This is a genomic window from Sporosarcina sp. SG10008, assembly GCF_044569405.1.
GTDB lineage: Bacteria > Bacillota > Bacilli > Bacillales_A > Planococcaceae > Sporosarcina > Sporosarcina psychrophila.
Window position 1 is genome coordinate 3,371,203 of sequence record NZ_CP172607.1, and the last position, 26,664, is coordinate 3,397,866.

21 protein-coding genes are annotated in these 26,664 nt (G+C 40.1%); 1 reads left to right on the top strand and 20 read right to left on the bottom strand.

The genetic code is table 11. The annotated features are described in order from the left end of the window. Nucleotides 1–13: 13 nt before the first annotated feature. From ACGLYD_RS15905 to ACGLYD_RS15995, 19 genes are all read right to left on the bottom strand, one after another. Nucleotides 14–802 carry a hypothetical protein gene (locus ACGLYD_RS15905; RefSeq protein WP_399629158.1) on the bottom strand — a complete coding sequence of 263 codons (789 nt, stop codon included), beginning with the start codon at nt 800–802 and terminating at the stop codon, nt 14–16. Further along, nucleotides 799–2,376, bottom strand: a complete 1,578-nt coding sequence (locus ACGLYD_RS15910) for an LXG domain-containing protein (RefSeq protein WP_340740733.1) — start codon at nt 2,374–2,376, stop codon at nt 799–801. Before ACGLYD_RS15910 ends, ACGLYD_RS15905 begins: the two co-directional genes overlap by 4 nt. Further along, complete coding sequence (locus tag ACGLYD_RS15915) at nt 2,373–2,675, bottom strand: YwqI/YxiC family protein (RefSeq protein ID WP_338655059.1); 303 nt, start codon at nt 2,673–2,675, stop codon at nt 2,373–2,375. Before ACGLYD_RS15915 ends, ACGLYD_RS15910 begins: the two co-directional genes overlap by 4 nt. Beyond that, nucleotides 2,672–3,034, bottom strand: coding sequence for a DUF5082 domain-containing protein (locus ACGLYD_RS15920; protein WP_067212631.1), 363 nt, complete (start codon nt 3,032–3,034; stop codon nt 2,672–2,674). Before ACGLYD_RS15920 ends, ACGLYD_RS15915 begins: the two co-directional genes overlap by 4 nt. An 11-nt stretch (nt 3,035–3,045) precedes the next feature. After that, nucleotides 3,046–3,582 (bottom strand): type VII secretion protein EssA, encoded by a 537-nt coding sequence (gene essA, locus ACGLYD_RS15925; RefSeq protein ID WP_399629162.1) that lies wholly within the window; start codon nt 3,580–3,582, stop codon nt 3,046–3,048. Next, nucleotides 3,572–6,400 carry a type VII secretion protein EsaA gene (esaA, locus tag ACGLYD_RS15930; RefSeq protein ID WP_399629164.1) on the bottom strand — a complete coding sequence of 943 codons (2,829 nt, stop codon included), beginning with the start codon at nt 6,398–6,400 and terminating at the stop codon, nt 3,572–3,574. Before esaA ends, essA begins: the two co-directional genes overlap by 11 nt. After that, a complete protein-coding gene (gene essC, locus ACGLYD_RS15935; RefSeq protein ID WP_399633270.1) occupies nt 6,397–10,878 on the bottom strand; it encodes a type VII secretion protein EssC in 4,482 nt (1,493 codons plus the stop codon). Before essC ends, esaA begins: the two co-directional genes overlap by 4 nt. Nucleotides 10,879–10,923: 45 nt before the next feature. Then, nucleotides 10,924–12,279, bottom strand: coding sequence for a type VII secretion protein EssB (essB, locus tag ACGLYD_RS15940; RefSeq protein ID WP_399629167.1), 1,356 nt, complete (start codon nt 12,277–12,279; stop codon nt 10,924–10,926). Between the two features lie 13 nt (nt 12,280–12,292). Further along, nucleotides 12,293–12,532: an EsaB/YukD family protein gene (locus ACGLYD_RS15945; protein ID WP_399629170.1), complete on the bottom strand. Its 240-nt coding sequence runs from the start codon at nt 12,530–12,532 to the stop codon at nt 12,293–12,295. Nucleotides 12,533–12,612: 80 nt separating this feature from the next. Then, nucleotides 12,613–12,906, bottom strand: a complete 294-nt coding sequence (locus ACGLYD_RS15950; protein WP_067212644.1) for a WXG100 family type VII secretion target — start codon at nt 12,904–12,906, stop codon at nt 12,613–12,615. A 145-nt stretch (nt 12,907–13,051) separates the two neighbouring features. Beyond that, complete coding sequence (locus tag ACGLYD_RS15955) at nt 13,052–13,402, bottom strand: hypothetical protein (RefSeq protein WP_340767065.1); 351 nt, start codon at nt 13,400–13,402, stop codon at nt 13,052–13,054. 17 nt (nt 13,403–13,419) lie between these two features. Continuing rightward, complete coding sequence (locus tag ACGLYD_RS15960; protein ID WP_399629174.1) at nt 13,420–15,387, bottom strand: DUF6792 domain-containing protein; 1,968 nt, start codon at nt 15,385–15,387, stop codon at nt 13,420–13,422. A 48-nt stretch (nt 15,388–15,435) separates the two neighbouring features. Beyond that, nucleotides 15,436–16,098 carry a hypothetical protein gene (locus tag ACGLYD_RS15965; protein ID WP_399629176.1) on the bottom strand — a complete coding sequence of 221 codons (663 nt, stop codon included), beginning with the start codon at nt 16,096–16,098 and terminating at the stop codon, nt 15,436–15,438. A gap of 645 nt (nt 16,099–16,743) precedes the next feature. Beyond that, nucleotides 16,744–17,406: a hypothetical protein gene (locus ACGLYD_RS15970; RefSeq protein ID WP_399629177.1), complete on the bottom strand. Its 663-nt coding sequence runs from the start codon at nt 17,404–17,406 to the stop codon at nt 16,744–16,746. 215 nt (nt 17,407–17,621) lie between these two features. Further along, nucleotides 17,622–18,275: a hypothetical protein gene (locus ACGLYD_RS15975; protein WP_340767061.1), complete on the bottom strand. Its 654-nt coding sequence runs from the start codon at nt 18,273–18,275 to the stop codon at nt 17,622–17,624. Between the two features lie 162 nt (nt 18,276–18,437). Continuing rightward, entirely contained in the window at nt 18,438–19,100 is a 663-nt protein-coding gene (locus tag ACGLYD_RS15980) for a hypothetical protein (RefSeq protein WP_399629180.1), read from the bottom strand. Between the two features lie 232 nt (nt 19,101–19,332). After that, nucleotides 19,333–20,214 (bottom strand): DUF1672 family protein, encoded by an 882-nt coding sequence (locus ACGLYD_RS15985; protein ID WP_399629183.1) that lies wholly within the window; start codon nt 20,212–20,214, stop codon nt 19,333–19,335. A gap of 678 nt (nt 20,215–20,892) precedes the next feature. Further along, nucleotides 20,893–22,173 carry an aminotransferase class V-fold PLP-dependent enzyme gene (locus ACGLYD_RS15990; RefSeq protein WP_399629186.1) on the bottom strand — a complete coding sequence of 427 codons (1,281 nt, stop codon included), beginning with the start codon at nt 22,171–22,173 and terminating at the stop codon, nt 20,893–20,895. A gap of 26 nt (nt 22,174–22,199) precedes the next feature. Further along, nucleotides 22,200–23,462, bottom strand: coding sequence for a dicarboxylate/amino acid:cation symporter (locus ACGLYD_RS15995; protein ID WP_399629188.1), 1,263 nt, complete (start codon nt 23,460–23,462; stop codon nt 22,200–22,202). Nucleotides 23,463–23,592: 130 nt separating this feature from the next. Between ACGLYD_RS15995 and ACGLYD_RS16000 the strand changes: the two genes are divergently transcribed. Continuing rightward, a complete protein-coding gene (locus ACGLYD_RS16000; RefSeq protein ID WP_399629190.1) occupies nt 23,593–24,501 on the top strand; it encodes a LysR family transcriptional regulator in 909 nt (302 codons plus the stop codon). 506 nt (nt 24,502–25,007) lie between these two features. On the opposite strand, the gene ACGLYD_RS16005 is transcribed toward ACGLYD_RS16000, so the two are convergent. Then, on the bottom strand, nt 25,008–26,576 hold the full coding sequence (locus ACGLYD_RS16005; RefSeq protein ID WP_399629192.1) for a glycoside hydrolase family 10 protein: 1,569 nt from the start codon (nt 26,574–26,576) through the stop codon (nt 25,008–25,010). Nucleotides 26,577–26,664: the final 88 nt, after the last annotated feature.

The following is a 26,664-nucleotide window of genomic DNA, read 5'->3' on the forward strand; positions in this document are numbered from 1 at the left end:
ACCCTTTCTAACATCACTTTTCGTTATATAAGTTTCCTTGTTCATTAAAATTAAAGCTTTTAAAACGGAACTTGCAATACAAGATGACGAGCTGCTCGGGCAGGATGAATAGCATTACGTAGAACAGTAAAATGCCTATCGCAATGACAACCATGATATTGATATCTGTGATTGCAGAGGTCCTGGCAATGTACTGGATCACAAAGACCAATCCAATTCCGCCAAGAACAGCGGCTGGTATGTACGATTTTGTTTCAAACCGTGTTCTAAGCACATCTTTTTTCGACCCTTTGCGATAATGTCCATTGCGCAGTAAAATAGCGAAACGAACGAATGTTGCGATAAAAACCAGTAACCCTATCAGGAGTGTGATATAGGTGAAATTCAGAAGTGATTCTGGTGCAACCGACGAGCCTTCCCCTTTCTTTCCGATGAAAAATAATGCACAGATAAAAAGAGAAACGGAAAATAGGTTTTGGGCTACTAAGATGGACAGTAAATACTGGACCTTGCCACTTCTTTTATACACTGCTGGAATTGCATAAATAAGAGACAGCACAATAAGTCCCGCCGTTATCCAGAAATGAACCTTCAATATTTCATCTTTGTATGGATAAGCTGTCACATCTCCTGCAACAAAGTATTCCAGTGAAAATAGTAATGCCTGTAAAAATACGCATAGAACAAGGATACCCGCCAAAGCGGAGGGACGTTGTCTACCCGATTCAAGAGGTCCTCTCAGTACTTCGAAATCTTCTACTGTTCGTTTGGAGGACATCAAATGCACCCTTTCTTCGCTCAATGGAACCACCCTTTAATATGGTCCATTGCTGATTTATCGTCATCTCCAAATTTAACATTCAATAAGGAGTTCACTGCTATTCCTGCCACTACACCGACTGCTGTACCTACACCCGGTATTGGGATGAGCGCTGTTCCGGCTGCAGTGAATCCGACTTGTACTGCGCCGCCGATCGCTAAATCGATTGCCGTGTCAACTGTTGCCCTACCTGCAGCTGCACCGTCGTCTAGTCCTTCGTCTTTCGCTGTAGAATAGTTACTATAATAACTAAGACCTGCTCCTAAAGGTGCGAGTGATTTAGCAGCTCCTTTTACAATGCCGCTATTCGCAATGCCTTTAAAATCAACGACATCCGTAAAGGACTTACCTGCGCCTTTAATGGTCGCTGTTCCTATTGTTTTTGCCTGTTGTTTAATGGTTGCTTGGTCATTCCAGTAAGCCAAAGTTGGATGCTTTTTCAGTACACTCTCTCCAGTACCTGACCAGCCGCTCTGTCCCGGTTTCTGTGACGCAAACTTCAGCATCGCCTGATTGGTAGCTTGAATGCCATAATGCTTCGGAGACCATTTTTTATTCCCTTTAGGAAGTCCTGCCATGAGTTCTTTAAGTGCTCTCGCATCGGGATTGACCTTTAAACGGTCTAATGCGGTTTGGGTTGCATTGATGCGATATGAATAGTTGCCTGTTTGCAGATTTAAGTGTCTTGAAGTACTCAAACCACCGTCTTTACCTGCAACATACATGCCAAAACTAGAAAGCCCTCCAGTAATCGTACTGTTCGCTTTTTTTGCCAAACCGACAGCTTCTTTCAACATCATTACATAGCCATTGGCAGAAGCTGTTGATACCTCTCCCGTTACATCCTCTGAACCGTCTTCGACAACGCCATTCATAACGTCAACTCGGTGTTGCAGTTCTGTTTTGAGCGGTTGGTTTTCCGATTGCTCCGCCCACTGTTCAGGTTGAAAATCTATATCGGTCAGGCCATTGCTCATCATACCTTCTATTTCAAGCAACCACAGTTCCATTGTCAGCAAATCCGCTTCAATCTGCGTTAATGCGGCTGTCTGCGTTGCATCGAATTCATGGAGATCAGTGACCGTTTTTTCCTGCTTCGTTTGTGCACGTTTCACGCCTTCGTGCACTTCGCTGTCATTCAAGTGCGGAAGAGCGACGATGTCACTGACTTCATCCATGATAGCATTCGCTTCGTCCGTCAAAGTGAGCGTTAATTGGTCAATTGTTGTCAGTCCTTGTTTAACGTCCGCTTCGAGAAAACTTTCTTGGATGTAACCGTTCGAAGCCGATTCCAGCGTGTCGAGAGCGGATTTCATTTGGCTTAGAACGCTGTCATAAGAAGATTTAAAGGTCGTGAAAAACTGTAAGAACGGCATATGACAATCGTTATAAAATGCTCGGATAGCGTTCCCGCCTTGTCCCTTCAGGGAATCATCCAGCGCAACGAGCCCTCCAACGGCAGTTTCAATTGCTTTCATCTCACCTTCCAAACGGCTGAGCATAGTAATATTGTTCTGCAAACCCTCTTCAAATGGGCTGACGTCCAGTACCTTCATTGTGACACCTGCTTCGGTCCTGCTAGTGTGCACTGCATGACAGATGCTACTTTTTCATCGGATTCACTCATAAACTTGACTGAATTGGTAGTCGTTACACTATTAGCAAGAAGCACCGTTTGATAACTCGTTAGTAACGTTTCTAGCTTAGTCGAAAGCTCCGTCAATTTCGTCACGACATCCAGTGTATTCCCTGTAATTGGTGGTTCTGCTTTCGGATTAAGCAATGTGGTTGCATTGCTCATGTCACTGACTTTACTTTCAACATCTGCATACACTATTTTCACTTCGGTAGTCATCTAGTTTTTGCCTCCTCTGCTTCTTCCTTAGCTTCCGCCTCAAGACGCGCAATGGTCTGTTCGATAGAAACGATTTCAGCGTTAAGCGAATTAATCTTGTCAGCAATTGCAGTAAACACGTTCGTGAACTGGGCTCCGGTTATTTCCAGGAAAGGTGTATGGATTCCCGCTTCACGAATATCTTGAAAAGCAGTGGCCAGCGTACCATGCCATGTACTCGTAGATAATTCTGGTTCCAGACACTTTTTTTCATCCGATTGAAATTCCGATTGTTTTATCCCTAAGTCTGATTGGCATTTGGTGAGACGCCTCACTTCTTCCAGCTTTTTCCGTAATAGTTCATTGTAATAAGCCAGCAAGTCTTTTCCTCCTATCCTGTTGTTTTATCACTCCGTAAATTTCGTTGATCCCCTTCAGAAGTGTTGACTAGCTTTGGCAAGAAAAACGTAAACAAGGTAACGAGCCCAGCCACAATAATGGCCAATAAAATCAGTGTCCTCGGCTTATTAGTAGCGGTATTCTCTTCTACGATCTTGACAGCGTTGGTTTTCTTTCCACTCTTTTCGGCACTTGTAAAGAGACCGAGTTCGGCCGTTTTTGCTGCGACAGTACTTTTCTCTCCACGTTCCTTAGTCTGGAAAAGATAGGAGCCATTGCTTCTCTTCGGTAATTGCCTTCTACCATCAAAGTAAATATCAAACTGTTTAACAGGAATTGTGTTTTTCATTTCAACCTTTTTACTGTCATGCAAATAATCGGTGTTTTTCTTGAACTTTAGTTTTTCATAAACAACTGGTTCCAAATCGAGATTGGGTTCATCATCCGGAGCTGCTTGAACGGTACTATGACCCGCCGTCCAAGCGATTAACAGGATTACAAGTAGCAGCCAAGTCGATTTAGTTATCATGAGCTTGTTCTGCCGTTGACGTGTCATTTGTTTTGTATTTATTGATCAAATAAGAAATCATGATCATCGCAATCGCAATGATACCTGTAAGTACTGCTCCCCATATGAAGTTCGTTTCAGGTTCATATTTTATGGACATATAAACAGTCGATAAAATATCTGGAATGTTTATTTCAGGTACTGCAAGGATCAGCAGCGGCGTAATGTATAGACACATCAGTACGACACTCGCAATCCATCCTGCTGTTTGCCCGAATTCAAGTGCTGCACGAATAACCGCGGCACTAGCCAATAGGAGAAGGATGGTGAATACTGTCCATTCAACTGCACGTTGGTCATTCAGCACATACATGTTTATGCTGTAGAGACTGATAATAAGACCTACGAGTAAAGACAGCATGCAAGTCAATCCTAAGCGGAAGCCAATTGGACCTTCTTTAATTTGATAACTAAAGAAACCAATTAACAGGCTACTAATAAGCAAAATGAGTAGTAGAATAACAGGCGGTACTTTCCTCACTTCATCCGCAAATGCGGCCTCTCCTTTTACCTGGAGTGGATTGACAAAATGATTGAACACATAGCCATTCTCTTGGCCGTCAACATAGGTGTTACCAAGAAAGTCTTGAATATCCGTATCAAATGCTGACATTGCATCCACATTCGTTTCCCACTTATCGCTGAATGCGGTAGACGTTTCTTTCATATTATCCGCTTTTGCAGTTAGATCACTCGCGTAATTGACAAGACCTTTTTGCCTCTCTGACAATGAATCCATCATGCCGCTGAGCGAAACAAGTTGACCACTCACATTTCTTTGACTAGCAGCAACTTCGCCTTCACTTGTTGCCGCAACAGGTTCGCCTGCAGTATTTTGAATCTGGCTAAGTAAAACGTTTGCTTGCTCATCAATCAAACTCAAATCATTCAATAGCGCAGCATGCTGCTCTTGCACTGTTTCTTTGTAACCGGACATGATTGCAGCAAACGTTGTACTCAACTCACTCATACCGAGCTCAGTTTCAGGGATACCGTCCCCTACAGAAGTCCAGCCTTCGAGTTCAATTTCATTCATCTCGACAACGTTTTTCAATAATGCGGTTAAGATTTCATCTTTTAGAACGCCATCTTTATGCGTACTTTGCCCCTGTTCATCGAGGGTAAAGCCAAATTGTTCGAGCGTTGCATAATAGCTCAACAATGTTTTAGTTTCCGTGCTAGCAGCACCTTTCGCAAACAAGTCTGCCAGTCTATTCCGTTGATTCCCCGACAATCCATCGTGCTTAAGAAGGGATGCTTCTTTTTGCTTTATTTGATAAATCATCTGCGCTGTATCTGCAGGGGCTGAATTCAAAATTTGTTGAATCGATTCATATTCTTTGTTTAATACATCATAATCACCAACCAGATCCTTGTAGTCGGTGGATGCTTTTACATAATCATCCGTTCCTTCTTTCTTTGTACCGCTCCAAAGTGCTTCCTTTTCTGACATGACTGCGTTCATCGATGATAGCTCGCCTTCAAGCTGTTCCAATTCACTTATGAATGTAGAATCGGGAGTCGCTTCGGCAACACTAGCTTTCATCGCGGTCAATGCTGCTAAAATCGCAGTCACTTTATTTTGCTCTTCTTCGAGCCCTGGCAATGCAGCTGCGAGCTTAGCACCGGCTTTGCGGTCCATTTCTTCTTTGATTGCGTTCATTTGTTGCTGATCAGCTGTTGGATTAGTTGTGCCACCTACAGCCGATCCGTCTTTTCCAGCCGCAATTCCTTTTTCTAAATTACCTAAAATCGAGTTATTATAGCGGTCAATCGCAGTTCCTTGGACGACAAGAAGGTCCACTAGTTGTCGATCGACTTCGTTTTTACGCAAATCGGACAGTGCATTGAATTTCTCCTTATTTGCGTCAATTTTCTCATTCACTTTGACAATTTCACCGTTTAACTTTTCGTTATTTTCTTCAAGCATCTGGACCGATTCGTTGAACTGGCTCGATTGAGTTGCGGCAGCTGCATGAATCTTAGCTAGACTGTCATCTTGGACTTGTTGAAGTATATTTTTTTGCTGTTGCTGAAATTCTTTATACTGCTGTACATATGTGATGAAACCGTTCATTTGCTGTCCGAATGAGTCTGCATTTTCAATTCGGGCATTATGACCATTATTTGCATCACTGATTACGGAGCGAAGTCCTTCCATTTGTTTTTTCTGGCTCTTCATCTCTTCCGCTAGCTTCTCGGACCCTGGTTTATAATAGTCGGACATCGCAGTAAGGAATTCCGTTTCCTTGCCAAGAATAGTTGTGAACTCTTTTTTAATATGATCCATTTCTTGTGCAACATAACTCCAATAGAGTGTCGAAACCTTTTCGTTTACACGGTTTGTGGCCGTTTCAATTTCATGGAGTACTTTTTCTTTTTCTGAACCCGCTTTTTGGCGTTGTACTTCATAGGAGAATTCCGCTTGCTCAGGATTCTGCTGATCATATGACATGATGCTTTCCGAGAAGTCTGAAGGAATATACACAATCGCTTCATGCTGATTCGATTTTAATCCGTTAACGGCAGTACCACGGCTCATGACTTTCCATTCATACTTTGAATCTTCGGCTAGAATGGAAACAACCTCTTCTCCCATATCGACGGTTTCATCATCCTTGGACATACCTTGGTCTTCATTGACAATCGCTATAATTCGCTTATTGGAACTATCCGCGTTAAACAGATTCACACCTAGTAGTTGAAAAAACAAAATGGGAACAGCTAGTATCAGTACAATTCCCGCACCAATTTTCAGTAAACTCTTATTCTTTTTCATTGCAGAATCTTCCTCTCAATCTCACTTAACGGAATTTGTATTTTACTAGCATTGCCATTCAAAATATAATGTGCAAATCCTAACGGAAGATCCATTTCTTTGCGTTCGTACGCAACGGTATATAATGTCTGCTCCGATTTTTTCATGAAGATAAGCGCTTGGCGAACCAGCTTCAATTCATTCGTAAATGCGTCATAGCCTTTCGTAATTTCTGCATTATTTCCAGAGATAATGACATTGAACCCTAAGTGGGAATACTTTTTCATCAGCTTCGATAAGCGATCTTGTATGCCAATATCTGCTACTTGTAAAAACCGTGTATAGCCATCGATGATGAAATAAGAGGGTACAAGTTCAGCTGCCCTATTTCCTGACTGGACGATTTCCAGATATGCATTTTCGGCTTGAATGTAGAATTGTTCGGCTTGCGTTAACCACTCCATGAGACGTTCTTTCGTTTCCAAGTAGTCGACTTTCGGGTCTCCGGAAAACATGGATAAGCCCCGGTCAAATGAGTCGAAGATGGCGATGAAGCCAACGTCTTGCTCCATCAGCGTATGAAGGATCCACTTCAATGTATTTGTTTTCCCTCGCTGTACTTGTCCAACTAGCAGACAATGGCGATTTTTCCTGAAGTCGATCTTTATCGGCCGTACTGTTTCTTCATCCAATCCGATTGCAACAAGTCCATTTTCTTGTTCCCCTGATACATAAGAAGGGAAAATGGTTGACGTCAATTCGAACGGCAACATCGGAATCGGTTGAGGAAGTTCCTGCCCACGGTATTTCTCCTTCAGTTCTCGGGCAATCATTTTAATCGCTTCCAGGACTTCGAAATCATTTGTCCCCGGCGCCGGAAGGAAAACTTGCGCGAAATGTGGATCCTCTTTTTTGATAATGGCCCTGCCAGGGAACGGCTCCAACTCAAATGGGACACGTCCAATGACTGTAAATGATTCTGTCGCATCCATTAAATAATGAACAACTTTCGTTTTCAAATTATTCATGAGTGATTGTCTAACTGACTGCACGCGTGTCGCAGCGATAAACAGATAGATACCGAGCGACTGTCCGTCACGCCCGAATTGAATCAGTTGCATTTCGAGCTCTTCCATCTCTTCACGGATGATATCGTAATTATCGACAACAATGTAGATCAGCGGCAAACGATGCGCAGACAATTCGTTGTACATATTAATATTGCTGACTTCCGCTTGTTGGAATGCCAATTTCCTTTTCGTAATCTCATCTTTCATCAACTTAACGAGTTTTTCCCGCTTCAACTCTTCATCCAGCGTGAAATAGTCAGCTGTATGCGGTAGTTGCCGGAGTGGTAGTAGCGATCCATTGCCGAAGTCCAAAATATAAAAGTTCGCTTCGCTCGGCGGTAGATGATCAGCTATTCCAAGAACTGTCGTCAGCAGTGTATACGACTTTCCATACCCTGATGATCCGAAAACACCCAGATTGCCATCCTTCGTCCAATCATAACCAATTGGTGTTTGACTTTGTTTTTCTGGCTCATCAATCATCCCGAGCGGAAAGCCAACTTGTATTGCAGAACGATCTTCCATCGTTTCGATTCGCATTGCCAGCGGCGGTAACCACGGACTCGCTAACTTCCGGATGGACATATCCGCTTGTGTTTGTGCAATTTTTGCTGTTACGGCTTCCATTTCCGTTAGACCGCTTCGTTTCTTACTGATATTTGTTTCGATGCCGGAAAGAGAATGCAGACCAAGGTCTGTGACAATCGCAATGTCATCTTCGCCCTCCAATGTTTCCTCCATATACGGCGCGCCGCTCCAAGCAGATTGAAACAATTCATAGACTTCATTGTTCCCCACTTGTAAATAGCCTCGACCGGTTACAGTAATTGTGGCAGCATCGCCGTTTTTCAAAATCTCTTTACTATCCGATGCATCCTGTACTTTCAATGCGACACGGAAACGGGCATTACTCCAAATCTGTTCATCGATGATACCGCCCGGTTTTTGTGTTGCCAAAATAAGATGGACACCCAGGCTTCGGCCAATTCTGGCGGTACTAACTAGCTCGCGAATGAATTCAGGTTCTTCACTTTTCAACTCTGCGAATTCATCTGAAATCAGGAACAGATGCGGCAAGGGTTCAGCTGCATTTCCTTCCTTATAGAGCGTCGTGTAATCATCGATATGTGTGACGACGTATTGGTCGAATAAACGCTGCCGCCTTTTCAGTTCACTATTAATAGAAGTAAGTGCACGCATACTGAAGTTTTTACTGCCTTCAATGTTTGTGATGGTGCCTAATAGATGAGGAATATTTCTAAACGGTTGCGCCATTCCTCCACCCTTATAGTCAATCAATAGAAAAGCGACTTCATGGGGATGGAAATTGACGGCAAGCGATAGAATATACGTTTGAAGAAATTCACTTTTCCCTGAACCCGTCGTCCCTGCCAGCAAACCATGAGGACCATGCGCTTTTTCGTGTAGATTCAAATGGACAAGTTCCTCTTTTCCTTTGAAACCGATTGGAACGGCAAGTGACTTCGAAGATTCGTTCGTCAGCCAATTGCGTCCAATCGGAACATCTTTAACGTCCTTCACCCCGAACATTTCAAGGAAACTGACCGAACTCGGTATCGAATTCTTCATGCCAATCTGATGATTGAGCGACTTCAGCATTCGAGCAAAGCGTTCATTCGTTTTCTCATCATAGGCATCCAGTTGAAATGGCGTATTAACTGCTTTTCCAGCATTGATGAGGATATCGCCTTCCCAGTCATTTACGTAACGGACAAGCGTATGAACATTTTCAGTCATACGCTCTTGTGCCGATTCAGCAAATATGACAGAAATGCCGAGATCCTCATTACTTTTCCCTTCCAAGTACTCTAGAATGACATGCTCCGCAATTAACGGGTAATTGGAAACGATGAATACGAGATGTGGTGTGAATCTCACTTTCCCTTTCATGTCATCCATATCGCGTTCGCGAATTATTTCATAGAGTGACGACAGCAACTGATCGCGCGTCTCTTCGTTATGAATCAATCCTTTTGCATGCATATTTGGAAGTGTGAAATGTGGCAACCATTTCATCCATTCAATGTCTGCGTAGTCCTTGTTGTTAAAGATGTAGATGAAACGTGTATCATGGTAACTATGAGAAAATGCGAGCTGCCCAACGATCTGGCGTAATTCACGCTTGATAATCGATGCTTTTCCGATAAGTCCTAAAATTCCTTGCGATATACGGGCAGTGATTGGGGCACCTGGAATTTCCTTATAGACCGTTTCCATACGCTGTGCTTGTTCCAACAAATCATCGACTTCTCTATTCGCCAAATCCCCCGATGACAACTTAATGTCATAACTAGCGGGCACATTGCCGGTGCCAAGTCTAAATTCCATAAAATCATGACTTTCCAATGTCTTTTCCCAAATTCTACCCGACAACTGATTCGTCAATTGCTTCATCTGTTCAAACGGTGGAAAATGATAGTCCAATACTTCTTTTTGCTTTTTGGATAATTCATATAGTTCTTGACGCATATTTTGCAAGTAGATTGTGTAGACACGGCGTCTTTTCGCTTCATTTACCTTACGTCTTTTCCGATCTTTAAAAAATTGCACAGTTGAAGTGACCAAGGTCATTAGGAACATGGAAATGGAAATGATGATGAAAATCCCACGGGGTATCAAAATGGCAACAAGCCCCATGACGATGAGCATAACTAGCGGCGGTGCAATAATAAGCAAAAGACCGCGCCCTGAATCATCACTTTCCTGCGTTGGAAAGGATAGTGACACTTTGTCTTCAGGCAAGTCGTAGATCATTCTGGGTGTCCGTCTGTAATCGGGATACATCGTAACGAGTTCAGACTGTGGTACGTCAATTTCTGACAGTCGGGTTTCGTACTGGGCAGCAGTAACGACTTCTAAAATGTCTTGTTCGATTAATTTCATTTCCATGAATGCCCACTGAACTACATCTCCGATTTGAAGGGGCTCATTCATGTCAACTCTTTTGCCGTTCACATAGAGCGGGCAACTGTAATTTTTCTTAATAATCCAGCCAGCCAATGTCTTATTCAATGAAAATTGACCGGATTCTACATTTGAAAAAGTAACTTCTTCTCGGTTGAATGTTGCAGATTCAAGTCGACTCTCAAACGAAACTTCATTTTCATAGTCGAGATAGTACGTTTTGGTAGAAGCGGGAGCAGTTAAGACATATAAATGAAGAATTAGTTCTTTTTGTTCAATCGACAAACTCCCTTTGTCCGATATTCGACCGACGTGATCGACTCCATCATGAACCGTAAAACCATCCTCTTCCTTCGCTACTGTGAAATGGCCCGATGTAAATGGATACGACAGGATTGTGATATCATTTTCGATAGCTGGCCCGATAGTTAGTGAAGTAAAAGAATTTTCATCCACATCGATACGTTGATAATGTTCCCCGTAAAACACCCATAGTTGTTTCATCATGTACACCTTCTTTTTTTAGTTCCTAGTTTTCGCTTACGAATTTCATTCCTTATCTACTGTTTCAACTTTATCTACCTTCTCTTGCTTTTCTACTTTGTCTGCTTTATCTTGTTTCTCTGCTTCGGCTGCCTGTTTTTTGTTCTCTACTTTGTCTAGCTTTTGTTGCTCCACTACTTTAGCTGCCTTTTCTTGCTTCTCTATTTCTGCTTCGGCTTCGGCTTTTTCTGCCTCGTCTTCCTCATTCTGCTCCATCAATTTTTCATACTCTTCCACTTCTCTATCTACTTCTTCTAACAGATATTGTTTCTCTTCGCCTGTAAGCGTATGATCAGCTTGGAGTTCTTCACGTCTTTTAAGTAATCCAAAAGTGATGAGTTCACCATCTTCCATTGACCTAGCCAAATCAACCGCATTCGCGGCTTCCCCCCGGCCAAGGTAAATCCAATACTTCAAGTAGTCGGAATCTGTTTGCAACGTGATATTCGAGAGCACATTTCTTTTTTGTTCTTCATCCAATTTTTCATTTGTTACGAATGAATGAGCCAGTTCATACAGCATCACATAAGGCATCGACTTTATGCTGTACGGGCTTAGTACGGTGACGACCTGACTATAATTCCGCTGCAAAAAGTATTCATGGCTATCAATGTACGCTTCATTTTTCGGCTTTTCGTGTATGAAATAAATAAATGCAAATAGTAGTGCTGGAATAAGTAGCACGCTAAGACCGATAGATAACCATTTAGTCATTTTCCACTTTTTACGCGGTAATTTCACAAAGCTTTGTTCTTTGATATCCAGATTTTCAAGTTGTTGCTCAATATAGTCGAGTAGCGCTCGGCTATTCTGAATGGACATCACTTTCGCACTTGTCTCATTAAGCTCCAGGACCTCGTTATACTTTAAATATTCTTCATATGTGAATGAGCCATCTACTGCCGCAGCTACTGCCGCCCTCGTTTCCAGCCAGACGCGCTCTGCATCATTTCTAAATGGCGGCAAACTCTCCATCACCCCGTAATAGATGAAAACAGGGGCCATGCCTTTGCTATACACTATATTTTCGGGACAAACGATCAGATTTAGACGGGGATACGGATGAGCATCAACCTTTTCTACAAGCTGATGCGCAAACATCCATCTTGACTTAGCATCTTCCGTTTGAATTTCATCAAACTGCTTCAACGAACTTGGAATGTCTGCTTGTATGATTAACTCGTCATCTGTTATGACAATTTCTTTTCTGATTTCAGGATTGACTTCTTTTAAAAAGACAATCTCAGTACTTCTTTTAAATCCGAAACGTTCTTTTTGAAAGATGAATGTTCTTTTGTTCTCTTCTTCATTTATCTCTACACCTATCAAATCTTTTAAATATGTATGTACATGAGTCGGCATCTTTTTTTCTCCTTCAAATGATTTCAATACGGTCACCTGTCCTAATCCCACAATGTGCCAGTGTCAAATGCCCTGGAAATAGCTTGTCTTTATTAACTACCCGTATCCAGTGACCTTCACGCGGATTTATTGAAATAGAATTTGCCTGCCAAGCAATGTCTATCATTTTTTTCATAGTATAGTAATCGGATAATCTAAGATCGATTATATCGCCCTCGTAATTTGAAATATCTACAGTAATTTCGATATACATAATTTCCACCTCAATGAAGGAAAAGCGCCTTCCTTTTAGGGAATGACGCTCCACTATTTTCAACTTCTGAATCTGAACAATTAGCCGCGAATTTGACCAGCGATTTGCTGATCCGCGTCTTGTAATGCTTGTCCTGCACGGCTTAACTGTACTCCGACTTCACTTAATAATTCACGCATTTCGTTAAAACTTGGCTTAAGGCGCTCATATTGCTCCGCAAACGCTGCACTAGAAGCCCCTTCCCACATGGATTGCAATTCACCAATCATTCCGTCCAAACGGCCGATTTGTGAAGCAACCTCCCCTGATTCGTGATTGTAGCGTGATGCCATTGCATCCAGTTCTGCTGGTGTTACGCGAATAATTCCTGACATTCCAAACATCTCCCTTTTCCTTGAATTTTAGTGCATGTATAAAATAACTGTATGGATAACGACAATTTCTCATCGCAATACAGAAACTTCTGAATTTAGACTCGCGTTTTTTGCGGCATCACCTCCTTTCCGTTTCGATGAGCGATTATGGTGCAAGAATCATCGATGTAGTCTCTACTGTTTCCCTAATCCGATAAGTGATTGTGATTGGTTGAGTCGCAAGGTCATTGTAAATCGTGTTATATTCCCGTGTTGCACCTGTCACAAAATACTTTTGAAAGTTGCTGATATTAACTTGTTCAATCGCTCGTTCATCGACTTCAGCTATTATTTTTTCAACAATAGTGCCTTTTGCATGCTGTAATTCCGCATCAACCAACCGATTCAATCGAAGCGCCAATTCTTCCATTTCGCCCAGCAGACCATTCACATATACACCACTGGGCTGCATGTCTTCGTTTGGTAAAAAACAATAATCCATATTGATTTGTCCCAATTTCAACTCCCCCTCCATTAGCGAAGCTCAAACATCACCGTAAGTTGCTGATCTTCAGTAAAAAGTTGAATAATTGCATCCTTCATTTGACTGAATAACAGCTTCCCTTTTTCTATATCGGCTGCGTAGAAACTTTGAATTCCATCCATCACATTTGTAATTTGTGACGGCATGGGCGGAATGTGTTCTTGAACAGAAATACCGATCATCTCGCGATCACCACCGCCAAGCAAATAACTGTATGAATGAGGATTCGTTTCCATATAGCCTATTTGAGTTAGTAAGTCTTTTCGTCTGGACTCGTAAGGTTGTTCAAACTTCTCGATATAAGCACGTTGTATACGCTGGATGACATGGCTCTTTTCTTCGTAGTTATCCAATCCCATCCAATACAACCGGGTCGCAGAAGATACATTCACCTCGATAATGGAAGCTCCCCCTCCTGCGGAATAAATGAGGTCATTCCCTACATAGCGCCGATTCGGTTGGGAAAGCCCGTTGATAAGAGCCTCTAATGCATGCGCATCGAATGATCCTAATACATCTGCTAGAAGGTCCTTCCCTGATTCCCATAAAAGATGAAAGTCAGATACGATACCATCCAATTGTTGAATCGCATACTTAATTCCCTTGAAGCTATCATTGAACCCTTTTATTGTCGTGATATCAAAAGTCGAAATTGCAAGCAACACATTCGACACCTTCTCCGCACGCTCCTGTATGCTTCTCAAATAATCTGAAATCCGTTGTCCCTCTTCCCCCGACATTGCATCGGCAATCACTATAAGCGTCGGAAGCTGCTTGATCAACGTTAGCAGCCGTTCTTGAATAACAGGAATTTGGTTAACAATTCCCTTGAAAGCCGCATGCCGATTCTTTGCCGCCTTGAATGGATTGGAGATTGTAAATTTCGCAATGTTTTTCAGGCTTAAAGCCCCTTCACTTTCGGGATCTCCAGTCAGCAAGACATTAACATTTTGAAGGAAGTTATTATCGATGCCCGTTGCAAAGTAGAATAACCCATCCATCCCCGCCTCCTCATAGTAAGGTGCCGCTGTCGCTACGTACTTTTGCAATGATTGCAACTGCTTATCCGGAATTCTACTGATTACATCGTGAAGTCCTGTTATGTTAGGGTCCGTATCGACTACTTGTTCATTTCCAAAACGTATAAATCCTCTGGTAAGATGTAAGGGATAGAGCGCATCTTCTTCAGATGTAATATGCTCGATGTGTTTGCCCTTTGATTTGTAGTAGTTTAATGCGAAAGTACGGAGTTGATTTGGGTCGAGTTCGTATAGTTCATCGACATCTTGGAAGTGTTGTCCGAACCTTTTTTGAATTCCATTAAAAAAGTCCGTGTCATTTGCAGCAAGTTGATAGACGGTCGGCGCTGCATCATTTAATGCATAAACTCCGTCAAAATCTGCCCCCATTAAATTCAGCATTTGAATGTGGTTGCCGCCTAGCGAATGGCCTATGCCAATTTTTCTTAGTTCTGGAATACTCATATCGTTTTCACTCGTATTTCTCGTTTTAATTACCTTATTTATTTCTTCGCTTGCCCATTTCTCGAAATCCTTCGCATCTTGCAATTGATCATTTACTTTCCCAGTGAAAATACCTAACCCATTGTATATCCAGTCGAGTGGTTGCCCGTCTCCCTCTCCACCACTCTCTGCGTGCTCAGAGCCACGAGGTATCGTATAACTTTGATTAACGCCCTTCTCTGGATCGTAGAAATGAATGACCGTCCCATCGAAACCGCTATCTCTACCCTCTCTTTTGAAATCATCGGATTTATATAAAGTAATCGCACTTGGTGGTTCTGCACCTGTTTCTTCAATATAAATGCGACGTATTTCCTCTACCGTAATTGAAGTGAATTTCCCATCATCTATAGTTCCATATTCTAATTGCGCAATTCGCGCTTTAAGAATAGCGGAGTTGAGTACGTCTAATTGTTCGTCATTTGGTTTATTCATCTTGTCCTCCCCTCTAGTAAGACTTGGATAGTAAATACACGATCTGCTTTAATTCTCAAATTTTACTGATTTGACTAGTTTCCAAAAATGTTCTTCAATACTTTTTGTATCTGCATTACAATTTGTAGTCCAGTCACTGCAATGGTGATTTAAAAAAACACCTAATGCTTTATCACTGTTTTTATGTTTAATGAAGCCTATATGTGAATAGACCGGAATTTTTTCTTCTCCTTCTTCTCCAACCTCAGAAATTCTTTTACCATAGTAATAAATATTATTCTTATCTTCACTTTTACTATATTCCCCCTCAAATTTAGAGAAGTCAGACAAGTGTTCTAAACCTATCTCCTCAGAGTCTGGGCGATCTTCAAACTGCGCAAATAAGCCATAGGAAAGATTTTCTTCGTTATCTAGCCATGCATATGAAAAGCGTTCCCAGTGCTTTTCTCGCTTTTCATAAAACCCTTCGGATAGTTTAGCATCCACAGGTATCCACATCGTATATGCCTCTGTCCATGGCTTAAAAGCATAATGCCCTTCTGCCACTTCGTCAGTTGAAACGAGGAAAGTACGTGTAAACTCATCTTGTGCTGCAATTGTATCTGGAAGTTCCGTCGTTGTTTCCTCATTATCGCCCGATTTCTCCATACCTGTGCAGCCCCCTATCAATATCGAAAAAACTATCAAGATTGTAATTTGTAATCGTTTCAACTCATAGTCTCCTTCCAATTGAACCCTTCATCTCTTAGTTGGTTGCATGTGTTTTTCATGATGGAATTCAATCTTGCCGGAATACGGCTTCGTATAAGAAATCTTATAACTTCGGAGGACGCCGCTTAGATTATCCAGCCAATTTTACTAAGTCTTTATCGCTAGCCGACGAATATGTTACTCGATTGATTTTTACTGACTCTTTTATTTGCTAAAAATTCATTTTAATTAATTCCCATAGGTTTCCATTATATTAATAAATAACACTTGGATAAGCCGCTGTCAAAGAACACCAATTTTCAGCAAATTAGACTCAGCCCTTTAAGCCCACTTAACTATTTAAAATCTATTTTTCGGAGTAATAATTGGTTGATATCAATCTAGTTAAGTAGTTATTATTTAATAGATAATCAAGATTTCTATTCCGAATCTATTACTTTAGATTCATTTTAAGTTTTTGAAAATTAAAATAATATCTCGATATAAAGATGCTTGAAATGAAGGGATGTATTTGATTTGGAAATTGACTGAGGGTTTTTATTCATGGGGCATAGCGGAATTGAGTTTATCTAGTTGTTCGTCATTCGATTTATTCATCTTGTCCCCCCCTCTAACAAGACTTGGATAATTAATTTATGATCTACTTTAATCCTCAAATTTCACTGATTTGACCAGTTTCCAAAAATGGTCTTCAATACTTTTTTTATTTGCATTACAATTTGTGGTCCAATCACTGCAATGGTGATTGAATAATATCCCCAATGCTTTATCACTGTTTTTATGTTTAATGAAGCCTATATGTGAATAGACGGGGATTTTTTCTTCTCCTTCTTGACCAGACTCATAAATTCTTTCACCATAATAATAGATATTGTTTTCATCTTCGCTCTTACTATATTCACCCTCAAACTTTGCAAAGTCAGACAGGTGTTGTAAACCTACTTTCTCGGAGTCAGGTCGATCCTCAAATTGACCGTAAACTCCATAGGATAAATTTTCTTCGTTATCTAGCCACGCATATAAAAATCGTTCCCAGTGCTTTTCTCTTTTCTCATAAAAGACAGAATCCAATGTTGCATCTGTCGGAATCCACATCGTATATGCCTCTGTCCAGGGCTTAAAGGCATAATGCCCATCCGCAACTTCGTCAGTTGAAATGAGGAAAGAGCGTGTGTATTCATCTTGTACGGCAATCGTATCTGGAAGGTCTGTTTTTGTTTCCCCATTATCGCCCGACTTCTCCACGCCTGTGCAGCCCCCTATCAAAATCGTAACAACTATCAAGATTGTCATTTGTAATCGTTTCAACTCGTAGTCTCCTTCCAATTAAACCCTTCGTTTCTAAGTTGGTTTGTATGTGTTTTTCATCATGGGAATAAATCCCGCCGGAACACTATATTCAATAGACATTCTACGAACTACGGCGTACACTGTTGGATTTATTTATCTAATTATTCGTCATTTGATTTATTAATCTTGTCCTCCCCTCTAGCAAGACTTGGATAATTAATTCATAATCTATTTTAATCCTCAAATTTTACTGATTTGACCAGTTTCCAAAAATGATCTTCAATACTTTTTGTATCTGCATTACAGTTTGTGGTCCAATCACTGCAATTCCGTTCATATATTATTCCAATCGATTTATCACTTTCTTTATGTTTAATAAAACCCATATGAGCATATACAGGTATACTGTTTTCTCCAACTTCAAAAATATCAGTTGCATAGTAATAAATATTATCGCCTTCTTCGAAACGTTCGTAGTTTCCTTCATATTTTGCGTAGAAAGACAGGTGATCCAAACCTACTTTTTCAGAATCAGGTCGTTCTTCAAAAAGGCCATACAATAGGTAGGAAATGTTTTCTTCCTCTTCTTCCCATGCATATAAGAATCGTTCAAAATGTTTTTCCCTTTTTTCATAAAATGTAGAATCCAATGTTGCATCTGTCGGAATCCACATCGTATATGCCTCTGTCCATGGCTTAAAGGCATAATGCCCTTCTGCCACTTCGTCAGTTGAAACGAGGAAAGTACGTGTAAACTCATCTTGTGCTGCAATTGTATCTGAAAGGTCCGTTGTTGTTTCATCATTATCGCCCGATTTCTCCATGCCTGTGCAGCCCACTATCAAAACCGAAAAAACTATCAAGATTGTCATTTGTAATCGTTTCAACTCGTAGTCTCCTTCCAATGGAACCCTTCGTTTTTTAGTAGGTTTGTATGTGTTTTTGATGAAGGGAATACAATATAGCTGAAATACAAATTTGCAAAATAAATCTAATAACTGCTGAGTTCATCCTTTAGATTCCTCATGCTAGTTAATCCATGATTTAGCTTAATCCTCAAATTTTACTGATTTGACCAATCCCCAAAAATGATCTTTAATACTTTTTGTATCTGCATTACAATTTGTTGTCCAATCACTGCAATGGTGATCAAATAATATCCCCAATGCTTTATCACTGTTTTTATGTTTAATGAAGCCTATATGTGAATAGACAGGAATTTTTTCCTCCCCTTCTTGTCCAGTCTCATAAACACTTTTACCATAATAATAGATATTGTTTTCATCGTCACTTTTACTATATTCACCCACATACTGAGCGTAGTCAGACAAATGTTCTAACCCTACCACTTCAGAGTCAGGTCGATCTTCAAACTGCGCAAATAAGCCGTAGGAAAGATTTTCTTCGTTATCTAGCCATGCATAAGAAAATCGTTCCCAGTGCTTTTCTCGCTTTTCATAAAACCCTTCGGATAGTTTAGCATCCACAGGTATCCACATCGTATATGCCTCTGTCCATGGCTTAAAAGCATAATGCCCTTCTGCCACTTCGTCAGTTGAAACGAGGAAAGTACGTGTAAACTCATCTTGTGCTGCAATTTTATCTGGAAGGTCCGTTGTTGTTTCTTCATTATCGCCCGATTTCTCCATGCCCGTGCAGCCCACTATCAAAATCGTAAAAACTATCAAGATTGTCATTTGTAATCGTTTCAACTCATAGTCTCCTTCCAATTGAACCCTTCATTTCTAAGTTGGTTTGTATGAGGTTTTCATCATGGAATTTAATCTTGCCAGAAATAAAAAATCCAAAATACAAGGGAGTACTCAGCTTAGATTAACCAGTCAATTCGACTAAATCTTTATCGCTATATAAAGTTAATCTTCAATCAGAGGGAGGGTTCTTCATCCACCGAATATGAGACTTGAGGGATTTTTTTCTACCTCCTCATTCTTTCAAAATTTCATTTGGATTCATACTTTCCAGCGTATTATCCTTTGTTCCGATACCTCTTCTTTTATCAATCAAGTTATCATTCAAAATAATTGTATACGCACCTCTAGGTATACCTTCCATCTCATTAATATCTGAAACGATTTTATCAAAGACCGCCTGATCGGGTTCCGTGTCAGATTCTTTCATAAATAATTCTATGAGAATCAACATTTGATTTGGCTTGTAATCAGCTTTACTCAAATTCTTTTTTATTTCTTCTTTACTAATTTCCGGGTTTTCTAAATACATATCATATATCCCTTGAAATTCGTTACCGATCTTGCTTGTTCTGTACACTGAACTCGAGAATCCAGAACCTCCGACTTTTTCTATTGCCTCTATTGGTACTCCGACAACAGGGTATTTTTGAAGTATACTTTCCAAGTATTCATCTAGCGTTGCAAATTCTTGTTCATAAATCATTGCATATAATGCGCCTTGAATCGCATTTTCAACTTGCCCTTCTTCGGACCAGACTTCATCAGTTTCCACGGTTTCACTATCCACATCGATTGGTATAATTGCATACGTATAAAAATGGGGTTCACCTACTGATTCCACAAATACGGTTGCACCATCGACTGCCCCGATGATGTTATGGACAATCACTTCTGTTTTATAGGTGCTTAAGAAATACTTTTGGACCGCTTCTTCGATTTCTCCCCGGTGTTCTTCAACCAGTTTTCCTGTTTCTGGTCTGCTGTCGCGCAATTTATAACCTTCACCGGTGTAGTCCTGTACACGTACGAAGTTCTCTATTTCGTACGCATTTCTCTTGTTTTCAGTCGACGGTTTCTTGACCTCAATTTTTTCATCGTTGGTTAAATTATCCATACCCGTACATCCTCCTACTAGTAATGAGGAGCTCAATGTTAGTACCAGTATGTTTTTATAGCCAATATTCAATGAATACACCTCAAATGTCTATAGTAGATTGTTGTCCCTCTTCTATATAAAAAGCGCTATCAATGATTTACATGAATTTCCCATAATACTAATAGATACCACTAAGATAACCAACTGTCAAAGAAAGACAATATACAATGATATAAGCTTAGATCATTTAACCCACACGAAATATGCCATTCCATTTAAACAAGTAACAATTGTCTGCTATTAGTTAATACCATTCTAGTAAACTGTTACTAATACAGTAAGATACCTTACGGACTGCCCCGTAACCATTACTTTAAGTTCATTCTCCCTATTTTCAAGAATCGGAAAATACCTTGATATGAAGGGATTTATGTGGTTAGTAGATAATTGGATTTCTGTTTGTTGGACACTTTACTGATTTGATTGGACACTCCCCCCTTTGCTGGACGCTTTCGCGGATTCATTGGATACTAACCCAAGAATAGTTAGATTCCTACGGTGCCACCTAACCAAGTTCGACATTATCACATCTTCGAATCCTAATAAAAACAGCTTCAATCCAGATATAAAGTCTGAATTGAAGCTGTTTCTATTTTAGAGCCCTCGCGTAAAACAGAGTTTATTTCCAGTCCCCTTTCACCGTGTTATTTCAGAAATCTTCTGTGTGATTTCAAGGAATTTATCTACATCTGTAGACGTATGGCAATGAATTGGAGAGACTCGAACAATGGCATCCAAATTCACTGCATCCAGAATTCTTTTGGAGTAGTGGCTGCTCGACTCCCTTGCGTAGACCAAAATATTTTGTTCTCCATATAATTGGACAGCCTCCTCGCAAGATATATTATCGAAGGTCAATGCCAAAATAAGATCTTGTCTAATTCCATTCGCTTCTTCGAAATGTACTGTAACATTCGAAATATCCTTTATACCTGGCCTTTCATTCGATCCGTTAATCAGCCGGTTTAAGATAGCCTGCTCTTGCAAATGGATTCGATTCATCCCTTCTGAAATTAATGTTCTACGATCGTCAGACGAGTTGAAATAACTGCCTATTTCGCAAATATAATCAATTACTTTAGAAAAACTTGCAAATTGTGCAGGTGTCGGACTACCAATATTCCAGTTATCATCATCTGTCGCAAGTAATCTATGATGCGGAAGCGAAGCAATGCGATTAGAAAGATACGCATATCCTACACCGCGATTGCCGAACATTTTATATGGAGCAATATTTAGAGCATCAATTTTCCATTTATCAACATCAATTGGACCATGGGGGGCTCCCTGTACGGCATCTACCACGATAATAGTATCAGGATTTTTTAGACGTATCGCATCCGCATAGCCTTTAATATCATGCATGGCTCCTGTAATATTGGAGGTTAAAATAACGGATACAAGAACTGTTTCTTCGTCAATCAGCTTCAGAATATTTTCCAAAGGAATGCTGCCTGACTTTGGATCAGCCTTAGCAACCCGCAACTCATGTTTGTACTGCTCTGCTGAAAACTGACATGCGTCATAAGATGAAGGATGTTCAATGTCTGTTGTTACAATGTTACCACTAGACTTATCCATTGCAATGGTCGTAATTATTTCAAACATCAACTTGGATGCAGTGAGGGACGTTGCAATCGAACCATCCTTGGCATTCAGAATAAGTCGGATATCTTCCGTTCCTTTTTCAATTACTTTCCGAATGTCCATTGCTATATCATGCGTACGCTCAGGACAGTCCGGCAACGAGGATAACTGTGTTTGTGCGTCAACAGCAGATTTTAATCTTAACGATCCCCCGGCATTTTCAAAAAATAGCCGATCATTCCCGTAAACATCCTCATTTACGTATAAGAAACTGGAAGATATCAATTCTTGTAACTGTTGTGGGAAAAATTTAGTATTGCGTTCTAACATAACAACACGACCTTTCAAATGATAGTTTAAAATACTTCTTTTGCATCCGTCGTAATTTTATTATTTTTCGCATTGAATATTTCTTCATTTAAATCGTCGTTCTTAGTGGCAACGATTGTTGTACCTGTCAAATCACCGGCAATGTTCAATGTTGTATGTCCCATATCAATTACTGGCCAAATTGCGGCTAAAATTGGAATAATCAATAGTGGCATCCCTAATGCTTCCAAAAGGACAATAGACATGACAATTCCCGCACCACGCACCCCTGCGGCACCTATTGACAAGACCAATCCTAATAAAACGAATTGTACTATTAAACCAAATGTAATTTCTATTCCATATAGATTTGCGGCAAATACAGAAATGATCCCAATTGCAACCGCAAAACCATCCATATTCGCCGTTGCACCAAACGGAATTGTAAATCCAGCAGTTTTTTCAGAAATTCCTAAGTTCTTTTTTGTAACTTGAAGTGAAACCGGAATGGTAGCAGAACTTGTAGATGTCGTAAATGCAAAGAGCATCGATGGATATATGTTTTTATAGAATTGAATCGGATTTAAACCAGTTGTAAATTTTAACATGATGGGATAGACAACTAGCAATACAACCATCAATGCAATATAGTCTGCAACTACAAATTTCACAACAGCAGATAACATTTCTGACCCGAATGTCCCTACCAGATTTGCAAGCAGTGCAAGTATTCCATAAGGCGCTAATTGAATAATATATCCCGTTAATTTCAGCATGAGGTTCGCACCTTCATTAACAAACTTTGTAATAGTCGGAACCTTTTCTTCACCAAGGGTAAGCATGACAAGTCCAATGATCACTGTAAATACAATGATTTGGAGCATCTCCATATTCGCCAATGATTGGAATATATTATTAGGCACCCACGATAGAAAGTGTTCTACGAAATCGAACTCCACCGTTTCAACCTTTTCTCCATGATTTAATAATGATTGTAATCCTTTACCTGGTTTTAGTATAAGCGCAACAATTACCCCAATCGTTGTTGCAATGATACTCGTAATGATCAAATAGACTAAAAAAGAACCGCCGACTTTACCAACTGATTTTGCATCTTTCATACTTAATATCCCAGCCAGAACCGACGTGATAACCAGCGGTATAATTAACATTTGGAGCAAGCGAATAAATAACGTCCCCAATGGTGCTATGTATTTTGCATTCTCCCCTAAAATAAATCCAAGGATTATTCCAAGTATCCCCCCGATTGCGATTTGCGTGTACAATGGTAATTTAAGCCACCGTTTCATTTCAATTCCCCCTTTTTGAAATATTGTGAAAGCCCTTTCATAGTTTTAAGTGTAACAAGCAAGATATATATAGTAAAATTAAATATATAACTATTAATTATCGATAAATTAGATATATAGGGGGCATTATATGAATCTTAGTCAAGTCGAAACTTTCTTGTCTATTGTCAGACTGGGTAGTCTTTCGAAAGCGGCGAATCATCTTTATGTTTCTCAATCAACAATAAGCCAGCGTTTGAATAACATTGAAAAAGAATACAGTGTCATATTGTTGGAACGTGAAAAAGGTGTAAAAAGTGTTTCACTGACAAATGAAGGAGAACGATTTTATCAAATTGCATTGAAGTATGAATCCTTATTATTGGAAGCGAAAAATTTGAAATCGATGAGCACGGAAGCTACCATCACAATTGGGGCTGTCGATAGTGTGCATAATTATATATTGAATACCATATATCCATTGATTTCTCAGCAAAACTCCCATATCCGTATTGCTATTCACACACATCAATCCAATGAAATTTATTCCCTGATTGATCGCAGAGAAATCGATATAGGCTTTTCTTTACAAGATCGTATTCTGCGTAACGTAAAGGTAAGTCTATTGTTTGAAGAACAAATGGTATTGATTCGAAGTAAGAAAAATGACTTTATCGATCGCCTTATTCCCAATAATGAACTTATCCCGGAAAACCAGCTTTATATTAATTGGGGAATCGATTATCATATTTGGCATGAGAAACATTGGGGGCCACCTACTAATACATATATTCAAATCGACACGGCAAAAATGCTACTGGAGTTCCTATCTAAAGGGGAGTATTGGGCGGTTGTTCCTGTTTCAATTGCCAGGAATTTTCATAAACAAGGGTGGATTGATGTCTGCTTACTCGAAGATCCTCCGCCATTTAGGAATTGCTACCAGGTTGAAAGAGAAGGTCTAAACATCCACGCACAACAGGTCAGTGAATTCATTTTTCAATCAAAAACAAGGATTGAGCAAATAGTAAGACCTTGGGAAAATCAAATTGGTTACTAACTATTGTCCGATTGCATAACTGGGACTGTTTGAAATTGGTTTCAATCTACCGAAGGATTATTTTAATTTTGTCGAGACTAAAGGAAACAGGAATCAGATATTGACTAACATGATTTTTCATGGGATGAATAACTAGGTTATGTGGAACACCTGGAGGGATTTTTCTCTTTGGAGTTTTTGGTGTGGATTGATGACGTCGGGTTGGGAATGGTTGGAGGCTTTCCTGAGTTTGTTGGACACTCCTTCGTTGGTTGGGCGCTTTCCGTGAAAGATTGAACACTTTCGACGATTCGTTGGAGACCCCACAAATTTTATTACTCACATTAACTTGTCTCTATCATCAAAACACAAAAAGCCCTTTGATTGCTAAAAGGGCTTTTCTGTTTGCTATGAATGACTAACTTTTCTTTGGTTACCGAAACACCTGTAGGCTCAATATAGCGCACCTACACTTCGTTTATTCCAGGTATTCATCTGTCCAACCCATACAAATTAGCGTTATTTCCCTAGCGCCTAACCTCTTCAGACGTCACAACATATGCATTCTCACTCTCAATGCCAGTGGCGGATACGGAAGTAATTCCATATGTGTATTGTTTGTTGCGGTTTGCTGTCTTATCTAAAAATACGGTATTTCCTTTTGTATTATAGACAACATCTACTATGCTGTGAGGATTTTCATAGGACCCCACTTGGTTTCCTTCAAAACGGTAGATGACATATTTTCTTGGTTGTGTAGTCGTTTGATCCTGGATGACTAACTTCATTCCTGCTATATCATTGTTAGCTTGTACCCATGTTGGTTCTGCTGGAATTGCTGCGTTGCTCCAAGAAGTTGCTGGCGTTAAAGCAGTATAATTATAAAGTTGTTGCTTCAGGATTGTTGCATAACCAAGCTGATTTTTTTGGATGCTCTTTAAAGAAAAGTGCATTTGACCCGTAGCTATTTGGTTTGCTCTGTTAGCAAATACTTGGTTTGGTAACTCCATTTTGTTCTTCCATGCTTTATCGGCGTCAACGCCAACTTTATAATCAGCTAGACCAATATATAGATTAACAGGATGTTTGTCGGCATATGTTTCTACTTCTTTACTCCACCAATCTAATAGAGTTGAATACTTAGCTACTGACAGTGTATTAGACCAGTAGATTTGTGGCGTAATATAATCAATACTGCCGTCTTTAATCCATTGTCTTGTATCCGCATATAAGTCATCATAATTTGTTACACCAGCTCGCGTACTGCTGCCAGTAGGATCCATTGATTGATTGCGCCACACTCCAAATGGAGAAATCCCAAATTGCACATGTGGTTTAGTTGTTTTAATTGATGAATAAACCTTTTTGACAAGTTGGTTGACATTATCTCGACGCCAATCGGCTATTTTTTTGAAAGAAGATCCATATTTCTTAAATGCAGCTTGATCGGGAAATGTTTCATTTTTAATTTTATAAGGATAAAAATAATCATCCATATGAACAGCATCAATATCATATTTAGCTACTAATTCTTTGACTGTAGCTATTAAATAATTTTGTACTTCAGGAAGTCCAGGATTCAAATAATATTGCTTACCATATTTAACTACCCAGCCAGGATTTGTGCGGGCTACATTATTAGGCGCAAGACTTGCTAATGTTTGGCCAGGCATTGTTACTCGGTAAGGGTTGACCCATGCATGTAGCTCCATACCACGCTTGTGCGCTTCATTAATCATTATTAATAAAGGATCGTAACCAGGGCTTTTCCCTTGTTTACCCCCTGTTATATAGGATGACCACGGCGCCAATTTTGAAGGATATAACGCATCATTTGTTGGTTTTACTTGATAAATAACTGCATTGAATTTATTAGCTTTCAAGTGATCCAATGTTTTCTGTACCCAAGCAGTATATTGAGCTGCATTCATGCCAGGTTTCATATCCACATTTTGAACGGTTGCAATCCAAGCCGCACGCATCTCGTTTTTAGGGGGCGTCACGCTTGCTCCTTTAACCTGTAACGGTAGGAGTGAAATAAGTAAAACGAGTGTTACTGCTGCTGATATTGTAGCTTTAAAGAGATATTTTTTCATTAAAGATAACTTCCTTCCATTATAATCTACTCAAGTCATAACTTTCGTATCAAAAAGAATGTCTTAGCAATTGCTTTCCAGAAACATA